Annotated in this window: 16 protein-coding genes; 4 read left to right on the top strand and 12 right to left on the bottom strand. The window is 51.4% G+C overall.

Annotated features, from left to right (window positions below; all coding sequences use genetic code 11):
* Positions 1–131: 131 nt before the first annotated feature.
* The gene (locus BN3910_RS00705; RefSeq protein WP_066923228.1) at positions 132–1,775 is read left to right on the top strand and encodes a M20/M25/M40 family metallo-hydrolase; all 1,644 of its coding nucleotides are present in this window, start codon (positions 132–134) and stop codon (positions 1,773–1,775) included.
* Between the two features lie 75 nt (positions 1,776–1,850).
* Here the strand turns inward: BN3910_RS00705 and BN3910_RS00700 are convergent, their stop codons facing one another.
* Positions 1,851–3,101, bottom strand: coding sequence for an ATP-binding protein (locus tag BN3910_RS00700; RefSeq protein WP_066923225.1), 1,251 nt, complete (start codon positions 3,099–3,101; stop codon positions 1,851–1,853).
* 157 nt (positions 3,102–3,258) lie between these two features.
* A complete protein-coding gene (locus BN3910_RS00695) occupies positions 3,259–4,089 on the bottom strand; it encodes a purine-nucleoside phosphorylase (RefSeq protein ID WP_066923222.1) in 831 nt (276 codons plus the stop codon).
* Between the two features lie 175 nt (positions 4,090–4,264).
* On the opposite strand from BN3910_RS00695, the gene BN3910_RS00690 reads away from it, so the two are divergent.
* Together BN3910_RS00690 and BN3910_RS00685 are read left to right on the top strand one after the other, a co-directional pair.
* Entirely contained in the window at positions 4,265–6,346 is a 2,082-nt protein-coding gene (locus BN3910_RS00690) for an efflux RND transporter permease subunit (protein ID WP_066923219.1), read from the top strand.
* Positions 6,343–8,931, top strand: a complete 2,589-nt coding sequence (locus tag BN3910_RS00685) for a hypothetical protein (RefSeq protein ID WP_066923217.1) — start codon at positions 6,343–6,345, stop codon at positions 8,929–8,931. The genes BN3910_RS00690 and BN3910_RS00685 overlap by 4 nt, the downstream gene beginning before the upstream one ends.
* A gap of 23 nt (positions 8,932–8,954) precedes the next feature.
* Here BN3910_RS00685 and BN3910_RS00680 read toward each other — a convergent pair whose 3' ends face one another.
* Both BN3910_RS00680 and BN3910_RS00675 read right to left on the bottom strand, forming a co-directional pair.
* A complete protein-coding gene (locus tag BN3910_RS00680; RefSeq protein ID WP_066923214.1) occupies positions 8,955–9,707 on the bottom strand; it encodes an RsmE family RNA methyltransferase in 753 nt (250 codons plus the stop codon).
* A gap of 8 nt (positions 9,708–9,715) precedes the next feature.
* Positions 9,716–10,093 (bottom strand): metal-dependent transcriptional regulator, encoded by a 378-nt coding sequence (locus BN3910_RS00675; RefSeq protein ID WP_066923211.1) that lies wholly within the window; start codon positions 10,091–10,093, stop codon positions 9,716–9,718.
* Between the two features lie 244 nt (positions 10,094–10,337).
* On the opposite strand from BN3910_RS00675, the gene BN3910_RS00670 reads away from it, so the two are divergent.
* Positions 10,338–10,766, top strand: coding sequence for an Hsp20/alpha crystallin family protein (locus tag BN3910_RS00670; protein WP_066923208.1), 429 nt, complete (start codon positions 10,338–10,340; stop codon positions 10,764–10,766).
* Between the two features lie 102 nt (positions 10,767–10,868).
* Here BN3910_RS00670 and BN3910_RS00665 read toward each other — a convergent pair whose 3' ends face one another.
* The 8 genes from BN3910_RS00665 to hrcA form a co-directional block, all read right to left on the bottom strand.
* On the bottom strand, positions 10,869–11,477 hold the full coding sequence (locus BN3910_RS00665) for an energy-coupled thiamine transporter ThiT (RefSeq protein ID WP_066923206.1): 609 nt from the start codon (positions 11,475–11,477) through the stop codon (positions 10,869–10,871).
* 279 nt (positions 11,478–11,756) lie between these two features.
* A complete protein-coding gene (locus tag BN3910_RS00660; protein ID WP_231862174.1) occupies positions 11,757–12,800 on the bottom strand; it encodes a PTS transporter subunit IIC in 1,044 nt (347 codons plus the stop codon).
* Complete coding sequence (gene mtaB / locus BN3910_RS00655; protein ID WP_075967939.1) at positions 12,797–14,197, bottom strand: tRNA (N(6)-L-threonylcarbamoyladenosine(37)-C(2))-methylthiotransferase MtaB; 1,401 nt, start codon at positions 14,195–14,197, stop codon at positions 12,797–12,799. The genes BN3910_RS00660 and mtaB overlap by 4 nt, the downstream gene beginning before the upstream one ends.
* The gene (gene prmA / locus BN3910_RS00650; protein ID WP_066923204.1) at positions 14,194–15,240 is read right to left on the bottom strand and encodes a 50S ribosomal protein L11 methyltransferase; all 1,047 of its coding nucleotides are present in this window, start codon (positions 15,238–15,240) and stop codon (positions 14,194–14,196) included. Before prmA ends, mtaB begins: the two co-directional genes overlap by 4 nt.
* Complete coding sequence (gene dnaJ / locus BN3910_RS00645; RefSeq protein WP_066923201.1) at positions 15,240–16,361, bottom strand: molecular chaperone DnaJ; 1,122 nt, start codon at positions 16,359–16,361, stop codon at positions 15,240–15,242. Before dnaJ ends, prmA begins: the two co-directional genes overlap by 1 nt.
* A gap of 99 nt (positions 16,362–16,460) precedes the next feature.
* Positions 16,461–18,314 carry a molecular chaperone DnaK gene (dnaK, locus tag BN3910_RS00640; RefSeq protein WP_066923198.1) on the bottom strand — a complete coding sequence of 618 codons (1,854 nt, stop codon included), beginning with the start codon at positions 18,312–18,314 and terminating at the stop codon, positions 16,461–16,463.
* Positions 18,315–18,340: 26 nt separating this feature from the next.
* Positions 18,341–19,018, bottom strand: a complete 678-nt coding sequence (grpE, locus tag BN3910_RS00635; protein WP_066923195.1) for a nucleotide exchange factor GrpE — start codon at positions 19,016–19,018, stop codon at positions 18,341–18,343.
* 48 nt (positions 19,019–19,066) lie between these two features.
* Positions 19,067–20,089, bottom strand: a complete 1,023-nt coding sequence (gene hrcA / locus BN3910_RS00630) for a heat-inducible transcriptional repressor HrcA (protein ID WP_066923192.1) — start codon at positions 20,087–20,089, stop codon at positions 19,067–19,069.
* Positions 20,090–20,135 lie beyond the last annotated feature (46 nt).

Raw genomic sequence — 20,135 nt, 5'->3', positions numbered from 1 at the left:
TTTGTCCTCTCTGTCCATCGATAGCGACCCACTGTTTCTATTATAGTGGAAATAGAAGAAAAGGGAAAATGTTTGTGTCTCTTTTCGTGCTACGAATGTTATGATTAGAAAAAAGGCGAGAGGAGCTTTTTATGCGTTCCAAACGGATTGAATCGCTGTTAAAGGAATTTATGGCCTTGCCTACCATAACCGGCACGCCCGACGAAAATTTAGCCTTATCGTTTTATCGCACGTTTTTTTCGTCGCTTCCCTATTTTCAGGAAAACACGAGACAATGGGGAACTTTTCCTTGTCCAGATGATCGTCTTCATCGCGAAATTGCCTGGGGTTTGGTGCGAGGGAAAACTACGCGTACTGTCGTGCTCATCCATCACATGGATGTGGTGGATGTGGACGCATTTGGTGATGCGCAGGCTCTTGCCTATCGTCCGGACGGTGTAAAGCCTCTTATTCGGAAGGGAGCAATTCCCGTCGATGACGACGTACGAGCCGATTTACAGGGAGATACCTGGATTTTCGGCCGCGGTACCTGCGATATGAAGGGCGGGGCGGCCATCCAACTGACGCTGCTGGAAGAAATGGCGCAAAAGATGAGTACCGGAGAAACGCCGGAAGGCAGTCTTCTCGTCATCGGCGTTCCGGATGAAGAAACGGGCTCCGCCGGTATGCGCGCAGCTTCGTCCCTATTTGCGGAGCTGGAAGGGCAGTTCGGCTTGCAATACATTCTGATGATCGATGCCGAACCGCATCATCGTCCTTCTCCGGATACAAGGGTGATTCATGACGGCAGCATCGGAAAGATGATGCCCGTTGTGCTGACGCGGGGAAAAAGCGTCCATTTAGGCGACGTCTATGCCGGGCTCAATCCGATTCATCTGATGAGCGCGCTGGTTCGGCAAACGGAGCTTTGGCCGGCCATGGTGGAGCATCGCGGCAATGCCACCACGCCGGGCGCCACCTGGCTTGGGCTCAGTGACCGGCGAAAAGCCTATAACGTCTCCCTTCCGGAATTTGCCGGCGGCTACCTGAATGTGCTTACGCTGGAACACACGCCGCAGGAAATCCTGGCTGCACTCTGTCGGGAAGCGGCCATCGCCGGTGCAAAAGTGTTGGCCGATCGCAAAGGAAGCTATCTGGCCTATCGGCAGGAAACTCCCTTTGTTCCGGATGAGCCCGCTCCCCTTTCGGTACAGGTGTTAACGGTAGAGGCGTTGAAAACAACGTTGCAAGAACAGAAGGTTGACCTCGCAACGCTGGAAGCGCCGATTGCGGAGAAAGTTAAAAACGGCGATCTCGATTTTCGGGAAGGTGCGTTGCAGCTGATGGAGACCTATCTTCACCATTGGCAAAGCGAAGATCCCTGCTTTTTGATCGGCTTGGCCGCGCCCTACTATCCCCCGGTGAATAATGCCGATCTGACAAGTCGAAAAGCTACGGACGCTCTTGTTGCCGAACTGTCCCGCTTTGTTTCGACGCACTTCGATCAAACTCTCTACGTCGATAACTATTTCCGCGGGATTTGCGATTTGTCCTATGCGATGTTTACGGCCGATCCGGCGACAATTTCTTTCGTGGAACAGAATGTCCTGTTCTGGAATCAGGGATATTGCATTCCGCTGGATGCGATCCGTCGTTATACCATGCCGGTTTTAAATATCGGCCCCTGGGGAAAAGATCTGCACAATGTCACCGAGCGAGTGCATCGGAAAGATTTAACCATAAAAACGCCTGCTCTGATGGAGGAAGCCATCGAGCAGGCGTGGAAAATACTATAACATGGAAAACAAACGAGGAATGCCATATTCCTCGTTTGTTTTCTTTCGATTTTCAATATGTTGCAGCAGCGTCTTTTATAGAAAATATACTGTTGCCCGACCTGCTCCTGAGCGTTTGACATAGCCCATGTCTCGTAATCGATTTAACAGGCGTAGCGCTTTTTCTTTCTTGAATCCACATGCCTCAGCGATTTCTCGACTTGCCATACGACCGCCATGAGACAGACAGGATAAAATGATTTTTTCCTCTGTGTTGACGTGATAATCTTCCGAAAGCACCGGCAATGTCACTGTGACGCTATTCGGCGTAAGAGAAAATGCAGGTTTCCGGACTGCGCCTCGATATGCTTCGAAAATGCGCGGAATACCCGTCCCAAACATTTCGATGTAATGCAAGCGAAAAAATACATTGCCGACAATGGGATTCCGAAGATTGGAGATGCGACCGCGAAGATATTCTTCCGCTGTAATGCCTCTTGGCAAACCGCCCGGTGAAGTCAATTCAATTCGATCTGGAAACATGGCGATTCGAATATGTGAGTTAATATCCCACATTCTATGTACCAAGGCATTCGCAACCGCTTCACGAAATGCCGTCTCCGGTATCTTCTCTTTTTTTACTCGTTCTGTTCCGGTAATCTCTTCATATCGGTAATGTCGGCTGAACATGGCCAACGCACGATCATACTGTTCCAGTACCGAAAGCCCGGATACCGTATCACGATCAAAAATAATATTGATCGACTCGCCAAATCGCACGATATCGGTACCAGAAAACGTGTTTTTATCCGCAAAAAGAGCCGCTGCATGGTTCCATTTCCGTTCATCCGTATAAAAGCCAAACGTACGAAGAATATCCGTGGTCAATTTTTTTATTCCTAATTTTTGTTTTACTTTCTGCTCAAAATATTCGAATGTCAGTTGTTTTGCTTCACAGGGCAGCTCCTCATAATATAAATTATCGCCTTCAAGGGTTAAACGCTTTAATTCCAGTTGATCCACTTCAACGGAAGACGTGTCTTGTCTGCGATAGGCCTTTCCCTTGTATAAATATGGTTTATATCGTCCTTCAAAAACCGTTAACGTAATCGTACCGTTTTTGGTATCCGTGTTCACTGCAAAATCCGGTTTCGGCACAATGCTGTCATTGATTTTATTTTCAATCACCAGGCGCGCATCTTCCATTTCATCAAGCCCCACCGTTTTTCCATCATCATCGATTCCAAAAATGATTTTTCCCGTCCCAAAGTTAGAAAACGCGCTCACGGTTTTTAAGAAAGTGTTGCTAATTTCCTTTTTGAATTCCAAGTCTCTAGATTCTTGCATTGCGTCTTCCTCCTCCGTATCGAATTCGCTTTTATCGTAACAAATTCAAGAAGATAATGCAACGATTTCATTATCGTTGCATTATCTTTGTCATGATTTTATTTTTATCGTTGTATTTTTATAACGATTCTCCTTTGAATACAAGATCATTGGTTTGTTATGATAAATGGTACTCCTCCACAAAGTTGCGAATCATCGCCTGAAAGCGTGTAGCCGCTTTTTTTCCTTCTTCAATGACTTCCTCTTCGCTGAGCTTTTCGGTGCCGACTCCGGCGGCAAGGTTGGTGGCCAACGAAACGCCCACCAGGCGTACACCCATGTGACGAGCGGCAATGGCTTCGATGACTGTCGACATCCCGACCATGTCGGCGCCCAGCGTGGCCGCCATCCGTATTTCCGCCGGCGTCTCATAGGCCGGCCCTGTAAATTGTACATATACACCGTCATGAAGCGTGCAGCCGGATTTCTCGCCTGCTCGGCGCATCCGTTCACGCAACTCGCGATCGTAAACTTCGCTCATGTCCGGAAAGCGTACGCCCCAATCGCGGACATTTTCGCCGAGAAGCGGCGAAGGAACAAAAGAAGAAATATGATCCTTTAACAGGCAAAAATCGCCTACATGATAGGTTTTGTTGACTGCACCTGCAGCATTGGTCAAAATCAGCGTATCGATTCCCAGTGATGCCATCAGACGGATGGGCAACACGCAATCCGAGACGGGATAGCCTTCATAAAGGTGAATGCGTCCCTGCATCATCACCGTAGGAACGCCTTCAAAACGGCCAAAAACGAAACGTCCGACATGCCCCGGGGCCGTTGACGTCGGGAAGCCATCAATTTCCGCATAAGGAATATAGACCGGTTCATCCATCGCTTCCGCCAGATCACCCAAACCGGATCCAAGCACTATGCCTATGCGCGGCATCTCCTTCAGACGTGCACGAACCTGCTGTGTACAATGTTCGACTTTTTGTTGTATCGCGTTCAATTCCTTCCTCCTTTTCTCTCTTTTCGGTACTTTCATGATGGGATCATCACATTTTTCTCAACTCTTTTCGGCAAAATCACGTATCATAAGTATAAGAGAAAAAATCCACGATCACCAGGCGAAGAAAGCCTGTTTCGCTTTCGCTCCGCGCGAGAAATCAGGGTAAGGAGTACTTATGAAACGAAGCGCTGCATTTGTTTTACGTCATCGTATTGCCGTCCTTGTGCTGTTTGTCATCCTTACGGCACTGTCCGCCGTTGCGGCAACAAAGGTTCCCGTAAACTACGATATGGCAGATTATCTTCCCGCCCATGCGCCGTCTTCCGAGGCGTTGCAGACACTAAAAAAAGAGTTTTCCTTTGTCATGCCGAATGCCCGTGTCTCCTATCCGGTGAATTCGGTGCGCGATGCGCTCGAAATTAAGGCCAAACTGGAAGCGACCGACTGCATCGATCAGGTGCTTTGGCTGGATGACATTGCGGACATTCACACGCCGACGGAACAACTGGATCCGCACACCGTGAAAACCTACCTGAAGGAGGGACGAGCTCTGTTTCAGGTTTCCGCGGATACCGTTAACGCACGCGATTCGGTACAGTTTTTGCGTTCGGTCAATGAGGATTGCTGGATTTCCGGTCAGCTGATGGAATTGGCCAGTGCACAAAATGCCGTAAATTCCGAAATCCGTTCCATCACCCTGTTCATTGTTCCTATCGTCTTTGCCATTCTGCTCATCAGCACCTCTTCCTGGCTGCAACCGTTGCTGTTCTTGTTGACCATTGGAGTGAGCGTATTACTCAACCTCGGCACGAACCTGCTCTTGGGCAGCGTCTCCTTCATCACGCAGGCCGTCGCCGGTGTCCTGCAACTGGCCGTCTCCATGGATTATGCGATCTTCCTGCTCAATCGCTACAACATGAACCGTGCCGCCGGGATGGATAATGAGGAAGCCATGGCGGCCGCCATGGTGCGCTCCTCCATTGCAATTGCTTCTTCCGCTGCCACCACCTTTTTCGGTTTTCTGGCGTTACTCTTCATGCAATTTCGTATTGGCGCCGACCTGGGCATCGTAATGGCAAAAGGTATCGTCTTCTCCTTTTTAACCGTGCTTCTCTTCCTTCCGGCGCTCATTCTCGTCCTACAACGTCCGCTGGATCGTTTGGCCCATCGTCCACTGCTGCCGGATTTTCAACGCGTAGGCAAAATGATCTATCGCCGACGCTATCGCTTTGTCGTGCTAGTGGCCATTATTCTTGTGCCGGCGTTTTTAGCGGCACAGAACAATTCCTTCGTCTATGGCATGGGAAACTTTCCGAAAGGAAGTGCCGCCGAACATGATGTTCAGGCCATTGATGCGCACTTTGGTCAGCAACAGCAAATCTCTCTTTTAGTGCCGCGAGGTGATTTACAGAAAGAACAACAGCTGCAAGAAAGACTCGAAAAAATTGGGTCGGTCGATACGGTCATGTCCTATGTATCCATGGCCGATGCTGCCATCCCTCAGGAAGTAATTTCAAGGAAAGGCCTGGATCTTCTTGTGTCTCCGAACTACAGTCATTTCATCCTGAATGCAACCATGGCGCGTGAAGGAGATGTCGCCTTCGCTACGGTGGCGGAAATCCGCGATATCGCAAAAGAGCTGTATGGCGATACAATACAAATGACGGGTTATCCGGTGGTGACGGACGATATGCGCGCAACGGTACGCTCCGATAATCTCATCGTTAACGGCCTTGCGGTATTGACCATCGCCTTGACCATTGCGGTCGCCTTCCGCTCACTCTTTTTGCCCATTCTTCTGGTCATGACCATTGAAATTGCCATCTGGCTCAACCTTTCCGTTCCCTATTTCACGGGGTCGCCGTTAAGTTATATTGGCTTTCTCATCATTTCCACCGTACAGCTTGGTTCCACTGTGGATTATGCCATCCTGTATACGGAACATTATTGTGATCATCGTACGCGGCTCAATCGCCGTGAAACGCTCGGCTTAGCAGCGCGGGAGACGATCCCCTCGCTGCTTCCTCCCGCAATGATTTTGACCTGCTCCGGACTGGTTCTCTATCTGACGTCTTCACTGACGATCGTCAGTGAGCTCGGTGAAGTTCTGGCTCGTGGAGCGTCGCTTTCCCTGCTCATGGTCATCTTCGTTTTGCCGGGATTGCTCTTTGTCTTTGATCGTCTTGTTGAACGCACGTCATACGGCCGCCAATTTGTGGCGGATCATCCGAACGCCCTTTCGAAGGAGGGACTATGAAACATTCCACACGCACACCAAAACGCATTACCAGCCTTCTTCTTGCGGCAGCGTTGCTCGCGATGCCTCTCTCTATCCCGGTTTCTGCGGAGTCCGGGTCAGCGTTTACCGCAGAGGTTTTAGCCGGAAAGCATAAGTCGGAAGTCGTATACGCTTCCCTGCAAAGCAACGGTGCCGTAAAAAACATCTACGTCGTGAACCGTTTTGAGCCCAACGGTGAGCCGATGAAAGATTTCGGCGCGTACAAGTCGGTAAAGGAAATTTCCGTCGAGGGCGACCTGAATTCTGCACAAGCCAACGAAAATGCGGTGAAAACGGGAAAAACCGCCTTTTTCTATCAAGGAGAGTTGTCCGGTCGAACACTTCCTTGGACCATCGCTCTGCGTTATACGCTGGATGGCCAACCGGTTTCTGCTGAGCAATTGGCCGGAAAATCCGGAACTTTCAGCTTGGAATTGACGATTACGCCGGTAAAACATTCATCGAACGGAAACGATGCAAAAGCGGAGGAAAGCGCCTCCTGGGCCGGACAGCTCATGCTGCAGACATCCATCACGCTTCCGCAGGATGTGGCGGAAAATATTACGGCAGAAGGCGGGACGCTGGTTCAAGTGGGCGGCGATCGACAGGTCAACTTCGTCGCGCTTCCCGGAAGCGGAGCCAAAACGTTTACGCTCCATGCCGAGGTGACGAACTTCCACCTTCCCGCCATCACCATTGCCGGCGTCCCCTTCTCCATGGACATGGATAACCTGACGCTTCCCGACTTCTCCCAAGATCCGGATCTACAAAAGCTGCAGGACGGCACAAAAGCGCTGAATGACGCTGGCGCACAGTTATCTTCCGGCCTTTCCACGGCCAATAACGGATATGGCGAATTGGCGCTTGGCTTTGGACGTCTCTCTTCCGCCTTCAGCACATTAAAAGATTCTTCCGGGGCACTGGCACAAGGCAGTGAGCAATTTTTCGGCGGGCTGCAGGCACTGAACGAAAACGGAAACGCCTTGCGTGAAGGTCTTACGGTGAGCATCGACGGTACGGATGCATTACAGGATGCCATAACCAAGGTAAATGAAGGCTGGCGCAGTTATGTGGACGGCGTCGGACGCTACGTTGAAGGGACAAAACAAAGCATCGGCGCAGCCACGCCGCTTTCGAACGGAGCAAACGAGTTGTTGGAAGGAGCCACGAAAACACGTGATGCCTTGACGACCCTCAGTGAAGAAGGCCAAACGCTTTACGGCTATTCCGGACAAATCGAAGAGGCGCTTAAACAATTGAGTGCCGCACTTTCTCAGGGGAACACAAATCCGGCGGATGCACTGCAACTTCCCACCATTGCGGAATTGGAACAGGCAAAAACGCGTGTCGCCGGATCCGCCCAACAGCTGGCGGAAGCAAAGGAGGCCGTGGATACGGTCTATGCCGCCTTTGGTGAGCAAATCGCCGCGCTGGAAAATATGCCACAACCCACGGCGGAACAGATCGTACAGGAAGCAGGCTTATCGGCTGAAGCCTTGGCCAATCCCGATGTACAAAAGTTGCTCGCCTATCAGGGCGAAAAGGCTGCGCAACAGTTGGCCGTCCAGCGCGAAGCGCTTCATGCACTCTATGATACGGCCGGTCCCGCAGGACAGGCGCCTTTGCTGCAACTGAAGATAGCGATGACCGAAACCGCAAATCAGGCAAACGAAATGGAAGCCGGCATGACCGGAGCCATTGAAAACCTGCAAAAACTTGTGGGCGCCATGGATGCGATTCAAGAAGGTCAAATGCCGCTCGTCGAGGGTGTACAAAAACTGAATGCGCAATACGACGCGTTTCACAGAGGCTTGGAACAGTACACGAAAGGCGTGCAGACGCTAAGTCAAGGGTTCGGTAAAAAGAAAGAAGACGAAAAGAAAAAACCGGAAGAGGATAAACCGCAAGATCCGAAAAAAGCAACCTTCTATGATGGTGTTCAGGGCCTTGCCAACGGCCTCACACAATGGAAAGAAGGCAGCTCCGCTCTCCTCATCGGCGTTGACCGCTTAGTGGCTCCCGAAACAACCAACGCTCTGTTGAACGGACAGGAACAGGTCGCCTCGGGTGTTACACGGATTACGGGAGGACTTGGTGAGCTGTTGGGCGGCATGAAGGCGTATACGAACGGCGTCGATCAATTGGCGCAAAACGGCGGCGCCTTGAAGAACGGCCTTTCCAACTATCTGGCCGGGGTGGGTAAAGCCTCGGATGGCATGGTGCAATGGCAGGAGGGCTTTTCTCGATTCGGAGACGGCTTGGCCTCCGCCGCAGATGGCGCACGACAGCTGGCGGATGGAACGGCACAATTCGCCGCGCAAACCGGCAATATGAATGAAAAGATCGATGAAAAAGTTCAATCGCTTATGGACGAAGTGAAGCCGAAGAAGGAGGATATGACTTCCTTTGCCGATGCACGAAACGGAAAGATTGCTCAGGTGCAATTCGTCCTCATGACCGAAGAAATTCGCCTACCGGAAGAGACAAAAAAAGAAGCTCCGGTTGAAGAAAAGACGAGCTTCTTTGATCGTTTGCGTAACCTGTTTGCCCCGAAAAAAGACTAAAATGGACAACGGGAACTTTTCCGCTACATGCGGTCTCTCCCGTTTGTCTCCAACCATTGTGCGGTCATACCGGCACTGAGTATGGCTGCCGTCTCTGCACGGAGAATGCGCGGTCCCAGACTGGCAAAGGGCAATCCCGAATCGGCAAAACGGGCAAATTCATCGGGAGAAAATCCCCCTTCGGGTCCCACCACCAACACAATCGTTCGTCCCGGCGCCACCTGCTTAAGCACCTCGCTTAACGATGGCGCTTTTTCTTCCTGCCGTTCCGCAAGCACGATGCCGTACTGATCTGGTGATTCACGCAAGAGCGTCAGCAAAGCGTCCAGCGTAAGCGTTTCCTGTAACAACGGAATCCGATGACGTTCGCACTGTTCCGCCGCTTCCTGTAAAATGCGACGCCAACGAATAACGCGATTCGGCGTGGGCTCCGCTTCGTTCACGCGATCCGTTACCAGCGGCTGAATCGCTGTAACGCCAAGTTCGGTTGCCTTTTGAAGCAACCATTCCCACTTCTCTTTCTTTATCCGTGCCGGAGCAAGAATTAGGGGACTGTCCAGTTCGCGTTTTTCCTTCAGGACGACAACACACTCCGCGCCGACGGATTTCCTACTGACTGTGAGATGCGCAAGAAACGCCTTGCCTTCCGTGTCTACAAGACGCACCGACTCACCGCCACGTACACGCAACACCTGACGAAGCTGCCTTTCGGTTTCGGCAGGAAAAGTCACTTTCTGCCCGACAGCGAGTCGTTCGGAAAGAAAAAACTGCTGCATTCTGTTGCCTACTCTCGAATGTTCTTATCAAAATAAGCCCGAAGACAAGCAAATGTCTCGGAGGAAATAGCGTGCTCCACCTTGCAGGCGTCATTCTCCGCGACTTCCGGAGAAACCCCCACATGTAAAAACCAATCCTTAAGCGTGCGGTGTCGCAAATCAATCTCTTCCCCGATCGCTCTTCCGGAGGAAGACAGCAGGAGTGAGCCGTCTTCTTCCATGGTCACGCGGCCTTCCTGTTCCAATTTTTTGATGGCATTGCTGACCGATGCGCGGCTCAACTCAAGATGATTAGCGACATCGATGGAACGCACGACGCCAAGGTCTCGTTCAAGCACAACAATAGCTTCGAGATAATTTTCTTCTGAATCGTGAATATTATGCATAGTCCCTCCTGAAAACGAAAGGGCGCAAACCTTTCGTGTGTTTTCTTTTCCTAATTTACCCCAACCCGGCCATTCCTCACGAAAATTCATTTTTCACTATATCTGTCGCTTGTTATTATCACTCTTTCTTAATGAGTGATAATTTTTCTTGACATTAAGGTCAGAGATGGTATAATAAAGTCAAGTTGAGAATCATTCAACGAACAAGTGTATATCGCTCCCCCGTGGGAGGAAAGGAGACCATATGAAAATCGTACCGTATAGAAGAACATTAGCCCCGAGCTTTGCCGTCATGAACGACATGATTGATGATTTTTTCAAGAGTGGCCTGGATAACGCCATTTACGATTCGTTCAAGGTGGATGTGGAAAAAGACGCGGACAAATACGTGGTTACCGCCGATCTTCCCGGCATAACCAAAGAAAACGTGGATGTCGAAGTGGAAGAAGGCGTTCTGACTATTTCCGTTCATCAGGAAGAAGAAAACGAGGAAAGCGATAAGGAGAAAAATTATCTGCATCGCGAACGTCGCATGACCAACAGCTCACGTCGTATCCGTCTTGGCGATATCAACGAAGAGGCGATTCACGCCGGCCTGGAAAATGGCGTACTGCGCGTGGAACTGCCTTTCGCACAGGAAGTGACCAAAAAGAAGTCCATCACGATACAATAAAAATTTCGCTTTTCCGGATGAAGGAAAGAGAATCGAAAGAAAAAAGGAAGTCCGAAATATTTCGGACTTCCTTTTTTCTTTCGATACTTTAACGTCACGCCTTCAGACGCGATGCATGCGCTTGCGCAACGGTTGCCAGGCCAGGGCAAGCACCACCAGACAAATGAGAAAATCCACACCCAGGAAGGCAGCATTGTACTGCAGGCTATACATAAACCCGGCGCCCATATTGGTTAGCGTAAACGCCTCGCCCAGCGAGGCACCGGCTTTGGTAAAGTCGATGGTGGAATAAAAGACACATCCGGATAGTACGTGCATAGCCAAGCGCAACGCTACAGCGAGAATCAGCGACGGTAAATGCGAAAAGAAGCCGTCCCCGTCTGAAGCACGCTGCAGGCCGGCAAAGCCCAACATCATATAAGCCAGCGGATAATCCAACAATACCTGTAACGGGTGTACGGTATAGCCACCTAAAAGGTAATCCACCAAGCCATAGACAAGGCCGACCAAAAGTCCTTTTTGCCATCCCCAACGAATCGCGAAAAACAGGACCGGCGCCATCGAGGCCAGGGTCACGCTGCCGCCCATCGGCATCTCGAACAGCTTAATAAAAGACAAACTCTTCGCCAAAGCAATCATAACGCCTGCTTCTGCCACCATGCGTGTGGAGAAGCCGTTTTTGCTCGGCATGTTCAACGTTTGTTCCGACATATTTCCTCCTTCGGTTCTTCGGTTGTGGACGCTTTTCACCGGTTTGATAAAAAGGCGCGGAAACCGAATGCAGCCATTCAATATCGGGAAAAGAAAAACGCCGCAGAGCGGCGTTACGGAATTCCTGTTGAATTCTCTCGAACTTCCCTCCGCTATCATTACATAGATCAGGTTCAGGGTTGGTTTGCACCTCTCAGCCGTAGCACCCCCAGTCGATATTGAATTGTTTCTATTCTATCGGTGTTTTGTCGATTCTGCAAGTCGACGAGATTGCTGCGATTATTTTCCCTTCTTGCCGAACGCAAGCTGAAGATCTCCCGAGGAAATCCATCCCCAGCTACATAGGATACGATAAACCGCATATGAAAGCACAGCCGGCGCTAAAAAGTGCATCACGCCCATCTGCAATAGAACGGACGGGGAGTGTCCCATGACGTCCAGCATTGCAAACTGTCCGACCAGTCCGCTTGTGCCCATCCCTGCACCGGATGCGTTGGAGGTCATCCCCAACACCGCAGTGGAAATAGGCCCGAGAATAGCCGAGGAAACGATGGCCGGAAGCCAAACTACCGGCTTTTTGATGATGTTGGGCATTTGCAGCATAGATGTGCCGATTCCCTGCGCCAGACTGCCGCCAAAACCGTTATCGCGATACGAAATGACCGCAAAGCCGATCATATTACAACAGCATCCCACCGTTGCCGCACCGGCAGCAAGGCCAGAAAGGCCGAGGGAAATGGATAATGCCGCACTGGAAATGGGCAAGGTCAGAATCATCCCCATAAGTACGCTGAGGACAATTCCCATCGGGATGGGCTGCAATTGTGTGGCGCGGTTGATAAGATCTCCCAAGCCGTTCATCATGTCCGAAATATATGGAGCTAAAAAGAAACCGGCAAGCCCCCCGGTCACAATGGTCACAAACGGGACGAGCACAATATCAACCGGTGTTTTTCCCGCCACGCGACGGCCGACCTCCACGCCGGCAAGCGCAGCAACGAAAGCCCCTACAGGTTCCCCGATGCCGATGGTGGCTACACCCGCCGCATCAATAGCAATACTGCCGGCGCCGAGCGCACCCAATACCACCGCAGAAAGAACGACCAGAGCCGGCGCATCAAGTACAGCCGCGATGCCGACGCCGATCGCCGGTCCCATGAGTTTCTGGGCAACCGACCCCATCGTGATCAACAGGGAAATATGGGTCAGCGAGCCGATCTGTTTGATAATTAAACCGATGAGCAGCGAGGAAAACAACCCCCATGCCATGCCGTTTAATACCGTTGTCCAATAGTCACGAATGGGATGCGCTGTATTTTTCACGCGTTCTTCTCCTCTCCGGTCGTTATACCGACCAATTCTTCTCCATCGCGTTTCAGCACACGAACAGAGTAAATATGATTTACCTCCGGTGACAGAACGTCAACTCCTCCGGTATGAAGGTCAACTCCCTCTTCTCTTCTGGTCTGCACTTCTGTCGACGCCGGAAGAGCCACCCGCAAGTAATTGCCGGAGTAGCCGCTGATTCGTCCCTTCTCGTCCCGCTTTTCTTCCGTAAGAACCGATAAGGTTTTTCCGATCATTCGGTCCATGAAAGCATGCCGCATGGTTACTTCCTGTTCCGCCAGACGCGCAGCGCGCTCCTTCTTGATTGCTGCATCCACCTGTCCGGAAAACAAGGCAGCCGGCGTTCCCTGTCGCGGAGAATAGGGGAAAATATGCATACGCGAAAAACCGATTTGACGAGTAAAGGCCAACGTATCCTGAAATTCTTTTTCGCCTTCTTCCGGAAAACCGACAATGACATCCGTCGTTAACCCGGCATTCGGAAAGACGCGGCGAATAGCATCCACCTTTTCCGCATACACCGCAGTCGTATAATGGCGATTCATTTTTTCCAAAATGCGGTCGGAACCGCTTTGCAACGAAAGATGAAAATGCGGGCACAACTTGCCCGTGGCTGCCAAGCGCTCCAGTTTCTCCGGGGTTACCCAGCGCGGTTCGATGCTCGACAGACGGATACGACGGATTTCCGGAATCGCTGCCACGGCTTCAATGACATCCGTAAGCTCCATGCCCGATGTTTCTGTACGGAAGCGGGCATCTTTTCCGTAACTTGCCACGTGGATGCCGGTAAGCACCAGTTCCTGAAAGCCACGCGCTGCAAGCGCTTCGGCCTCTTTTACGATCGAAGAAAGCGGCCTGGAGGCGATGTGCCCGCGTGCATAGGGAATGATGCAGTAGGAGCAGAACATATCGCAGCCTTCCTGAATCTTTACCGTTGCTCGCGTCGTAGATTGTTCCGTCTCAATGGTCAATGCATCAAAATCGGTTACCGCATCGAGATCTTCTACCGCAATTTGCTGTTTTCCCGTTCGCCATACCTCATCCACAAGCGCCGGCAGGCGTTGTCTGCCCTTCGTTCCGAGCACGATGTCCACTTCCGGAAGCGCGGAAAGCGTCTCCGCCGCAACCTGGGCATAACAGCCGACCACAGCAATCACCGCATTTGGATTTTCGCGCTTCATTTTCCGCACCTGCTGGCGACTTTTAGCATCCGATGTATGGGTCACCGTGCACGTGTTGATCACGACCACGTCAGCGGCTTGGTTTTCGTCGGCAAGGCAATACCCTTCACGAAGAAAGAGTTCCTCCATGGCTTCGGTTTCGTATTGATTGACTTTACAGCCCAAGGTATGAAAGGCAACGCGTTTCTTCATTGTTTCGTTTCCTTTGAGGATGCGCTTTTCGCGCGCGATGTCGATGAATTTCCCATCTCCATACCGGATTTTTCCGTCGTCGGCCATACCGCTTCCATTCCGGCCCATTCACCCATTACACTTTGGTTGGTGACCGTAAAGCCGAGATGGATAAGCGCCGATCGAATCGTCTCCTGTTGGGTCGCCAAAAGGCCCGAGAGCACGACATGCGCACCGGGATACAAAACAGACGGCAAATCGGGAAGAAGACGCAAAAGCGGTGCGGCCAATATGTTGGACACCAGAACGTTAAACCGTCCTTCGACATTTTTCAGCAGGTCACTCTCGCAGAAGGCAATATCCACGTGATTCCGTTTCGCATTCTCCCGCGCAGAACGTAAAGCGTCTTCACTGATATCGGTGGCTAAAACGTCATTCATGCCACTCTTTTTCATGTAGATGGCAAGAATTCCCGAGCCCGTTCCCAGATCGAGACCTCTCTTTCCTTCTAAAGACAGCTGTTCCAAGGCTTCCAGACACAGCGTCGTCGTTTCATGGGTTCCGGTGCCGAATGCCATGCCGGGTTCAATAAAAATGGGAAGGCGTGTCGCATCCGTCGGCTCCATCCAAGACGGTACAATTTCGATGGTTTTTCCAAGGGAAAGCGGTCGATAGGTCTTTTTCCACTCTTCCTCCCAATGGGAGTTATCTACACGCTTTTCGTGCAGAATACGAATCTCACCGCCGTACTGCTCATAACATTTACGTTCCAGGCGTTCTATTGCCTGCTGTCCCGTGGCGTCGTCAGAGAAGAAAACCAGTTGAATGACATCGTCCTCGCCCGGCGCTTCGTCCGCCACCTTCTCGGCTTCTCTGTGCAGCGCTGTACGCAAGGCGTCGCCGTCCGCCAGCTCCCAATCAGGATGATGGGTCTCATATTGTGCAATGGTTGCCGGATCAAGGGCTTGCGTTCCCAGCGTACCGCTGTCGGCAAGAAGGGCATCTACCGCATCCTCCCATTCGCGCCCATACATCATGGCCACTTGTAAAAACGTCGTTTCCATCAATCAAACAGTTCCTTTACCTTATCCCAGAAGTTTTTCTGTTTCTCTTCGACCTCGTCGCCCATAGCTTTGGCGTAGGCGCGTAGCGCTTCCGCCTGCTCTTCATTTAAGTGCGTCGGGGTTTGAATATCCACAACAAAATGCAGGTCACCACGACGCTTGGTACGCACATCCGGAACGCCCTTGCCCTCCAGGGTAAAACGCGTACCCGTCTGTGTCCCTTGTGGAATACGGAACGTCTCTTTTCCTTCCATTGTCGGAACATCCACTTCATCACCCAAAGTGGCCTGCACAAAGGAGATGGGCAATTCAAAATAGAGATCGTTCCCGTGGCGTTCATAGATTTCGGACGGGGTAACGCGGACGACAACGTACACATCGCCGGCCGGTCCGCCATTTGCACCGCCATGGCCCTGTCCGCGCATGGGAAGTATGTTACCATCCGCTACACCGGCAGGGATTTTTACCGACAGCGTGCGATTTTCGATTTCTCGCCCTTGACCGTGACAGTGCGGACAGGCTTCCTCAATAATTTCGCCGCGTCCGTTGCACGTGGTACAGGTCATCTGCTGAACCATGCGACCGAACGGCGTATGCACTTCCCGATTGATCACTCCGCTGCCATGGCAGGTCGGGCAGGTCTTTTTTGCTGTCGCATCCTTTGCGCCCGTTCCTTGACAATGACTGCATTCGCTTTCTCGCCGTATGGTGATGGTCTTTTCCACACCGAAATACGCTTCGCGAAAACTGAGCTGAATTTCTTTACGAATATCCGCGCCACGCCGCGCGCGATTGGTGTTTTGTGCACCCGCAGATCGACGACCGAACAGATCACCGAATAAGTCGCCGAAAATATCATTCATATCAAAGCCGAAGCCGCCGGCGCCGGCGTTCATGCCGTTTTCAAAGGCCGCCTCGCCATAGGTATCATAAAGCCGGCGTTTTTCCGGATCCTGCAGAATGCCATACGCCTCGCTTAAATCATTGAATTTTTTTGCTGCTTTTTCATCTCCCGGATTGAGATCGGGATGGTACTGTTTTGCTTTTCGGCGGTACGCTCTTTTGATTTCGCCTATTGCGGCATCACGCTTCACGCCGAGCACTTCATACGGATCTTGCAAAGCCGGCTCCTTTCTTACACTAAAGAGTCATTGTAATCGAAACGGCACATAAAGAAAAGGGCACCGAAGCGCCCTTTCCTTTATGTGCTTGCCATTGCTTTACTTGTCCTTGGATTCTTCGTCATCGACGACTTCATAATCGGCATCGACAACGTCATCTCCCTGCGAGCCTTGACCGGCAGCACCGGCTCCCGCATTCGGTTCGCCCGCCTGTTGGCCGGCCTGTGCATACAGTTTCTGCGAAAGGGTATTGAGTTCGCCCGTTAACGCTTCGGTACGTTTCTTGATGTCATCGAGATTTTCACCGCCCACAACATCCTTTAAGGCCGTAATCTTCTCTTCCACTTTCTTCTTTTCATCTTCCGAGACTTTATCGCCCAATTCTTTCAGCGTATTTTCCGTCTGATAGATCAGCGATTCCGCCTGGTTCTTGACTTCAATGAGTTCCTTTTTCTTCTTGTCTTCTTCCGCAAACTGCTCCGCCTCTTTCACGCGGCGATCAATTTCCTCATCCGAAAGATGCGTGGAAGACGTAATGGTAATCTTCTGCTCTTTGCCCGTGCCCATGTCTTTGGCGCTGACATTGACGATACCGTTGGCATCAATATCGAAGGTGACTTCGATTTGCGGAATGCCGCGACGTGCCGCCGGAATGCCCGAAAGCTGGAAGCGACCGAGTGTCGTGTTGTCTGCCGCCATTTCACGCTCGCCCTGCAGTACGTGAATATCTACAGACGTCTGGTTGTCGGCAGCCGTCGTAAACGTCTGGCTCTTTTTCGTCGGAATGGTGGTGTTGCGCGGAATCAGTACCGTAGTGACGCCACCGAGCGTTTCGAGACCCAAGGACAGCGGCGTGACGTCCAGAAGCAACAGATCCTTTACTTCCCCGGTCAACACACCACCCTGAATGGCGGCACCGAGCGCAACGCATTCATCCGGGTTAATGTCCTTCTGCGGATCCTTACCGGTAAGTTTCTTAACCAGCTCCTGTACCATCGGTACACGGGTCGATCCACCCACCAGCAACACCTTATTCAGATCAGAAGCGGTCAAATTTGCATCTTTCAACGCATTCAATACCGGTTCTTCCGTTTTCTTTACGATCGGTGCGATGAGTTCCTCAAACTTCGCACGGGATACCGACATGTTCAGATGCACCGGCTGGCCGTTGACCGCCGTGATAAACGGCAGGTTGATGGTCGAGGTCATTGCGCTGGAAAGTTCTTTCTTCGCTTTTTCCGCCGCATCCTTCAAGCGCTGATCGCTGGTCGGATCCAGGCGTAGGTCAACGCCGTTTTCTTTCTTGAAGTCTTCCGCAATGTAGTCCATTAGAGCGTTATCGAAGTCATCGCCGCCCAAACGGTTGTTGCCGCGGGTGGAAAGCACTTCAAACACCCCGTCGCCCACTTCCAAAATAGACACGTCGAAGGTGCCGCCGCCCAGGTCAAAGACCATGATCTTGGACGATTCTTCCTCTTTGTCGGCGCCATAGGCTAATGCCGCCGCCGTCGGCTCGTTAATGATACGTTTGACATCCAAGCCGGCAATTTTTCCCGCGTCCTTGGTCGCCTGACGCTGAGCATCCGTAAAGTACGCCGGCACCGTGATAACCGCTTCGGAAACGGTCTGGCCGAGATAGCTTTCCGCATCTGCTTTCAACTTCTGCAAGGTCATCGCGGAAATTTCCTGCGGCGTATACGCCTTGCCATCAATGGTCACCTTTCGGTCTGTTCCCATGTCGCGTTTAATCGATGCAATCGTACGATCCGGGTTCATGATAGCCTGACGTTTGGCGGTTTCGCCAACCAGGCGCTCGCCGTCCTTCGTAAACGCGACAACGGACGGTGTGGTTCGATTTCCTTCCGCATTTGCGATAATCGTTGCCTGGCCGCCTTCCATGATGGCTACTGCCGAGTTCGTCGTTCCTAAGTCAATACCGATAATTTTTCCCATATTCTTTTCCTCCTTGTCGCTCAGCCTTATTTCGCCACTTTGACCATGGCCGGCCGAATCAATTTTCCGTTCAACTTATATCCTGTCTGCAGGGTTTCAATGACGTGTCCTTCATCGACTTCTGCACTCTCTTCGGTGAGTACCGCATGGTGCAGATTGGGATCAAAGGCTTCGCCATCCGCTAAAATTGCTTCCACTCCGTTCTTTTCCAATATCTCGCGTAACTGGGAATGAATCATTTCCATGCCCAGGAAAAAATTGTCGTGTTCCTTTTCGGTCGCCAATGCGCGTTCAAAATTATCCACCACGTCCAGAAGCTGAAGAATCAGGCGCTCATTCGCATAGCGCACCGTATTTTTCTGTTCCTCTTCGCTACGGCGCTTGTAGTTTTGAAAATCCGCCTGTAAACGCAAATACCGGACGGTGATCTCCTCATTTTCCGACGCATCGATGGATGCATCCTTGTTGTCATCCTCGGATGTTTCATCCGCTTTTTCATTCGCGGATGTTTCGTCGACATCGTTCGCTTTCGTTTCCGTCTCGCCGTCCGCTTCTTCGTGAGGTGTCTCCGTCTTTCTGTGATCAGAGGCGTCATCGCGATCCTTCATTTTCGCATCGGTCTCTTTCTCATCCGTTTTCTGCGTCGTCTCTTCTTCCCGGTTCAGTCGTTCTTCCACGGTCATGGTTTTCTTTTTGTTCTTCATGTTTCCTCCTTTCCGCGGTATGACCTGCGCTACCGCCGGAATTTTTCGTTAAACTCGACTCGTGATGGAATCGAGGTATTTTCCCATTCTACGGACGTGATCGATCACATTGCGATAGTGCAAACGCAAGGGGCCGATGATGCCGAGCGCTCCATAAACCTCGCCATGCACACGAAACGGCGTAGCAATGAGAGAGGCCTTGTTAAGCAGAGGCAATTCATTTTCCGAGCCGATGCGCACGATCATGCCCTGTTGAGGCGAGATTTCCTCGAGAAGGCCGAGAAATTCCGGTGTATGGCGCAATTCTTCAAGAAACTGCAGCGCATCCGGCAAATCGCTTCCCTCAACAAAGTGCAGCCATTTGGCCATACCCTGGAACACCACGCGTTCGCCGTGCTTTGCATGGAGACGTTCCAGCAATGTCGGGATCAATTCGCTCATCAAATTGCCGTGTACCACCGTACCGCTGAAATAATCCGACTGCAAAAAAGCGGATACATCACGAAGACGATGGCCTTCAAACAGCTCCTGGAAAATTTCACCCAGACGCTCGAGCCGCTCCTTGCTGTAATCGGCACCGAGGCGTATCAGTTCGGTATCTACGAAACGGGTGTTAAACACGGTAACCATGAGCAATTCATGTGCCGAGAGCGGCAAAAAGCGAATCTTTTCAATGATATCTTCCGTGCGCGCCGGCAGAAGAGCGAACGCAACACTGTCGGTTAAATCAGAAAGAATCGTGAGTGCCTGATCCAGCAGATTTTCCGGATCATACGATTGTTTCAGCAGGCTTCGACTGCTCAATGCCGATACCGGCGCAGGTTCTTCCCCGCGGCGCAACAGTTCATCCACATACCAGCGATAGGCTTTTTCAACGGGAATGCGTCCGGAAGAGGTGTGTGCCTTTTCCAAATAGCCCATATGTTCCAAATCGCTCATCTCATTGCGAATGGTCGCCGCGGAGATATTCATCTCGTAGTCGCGGCGCAAGGTACGCGAACCGATGGGCTGACCTTCATTGATATAGGACTGCAAAATGGCGCCAAGAATAAAAATTTTTCGTTCGTCCATATTGCCTCCTTCCCTTGATAAAGCCCATTGATGAGGCTCGCCATTC

Origin of the sequence: Murdochiella massiliensis, assembly GCF_900059565.1 — a bacterium.
Taxonomy (GTDB): Bacteria; Bacillota; Clostridia; order Tissierellales; family Peptoniphilaceae; genus Murdochiella; species Murdochiella massiliensis.
The sequence above is the reverse complement of the archived record's forward strand: the minus strand, read 5'-3'. Positions and strand labels throughout refer to the sequence as shown.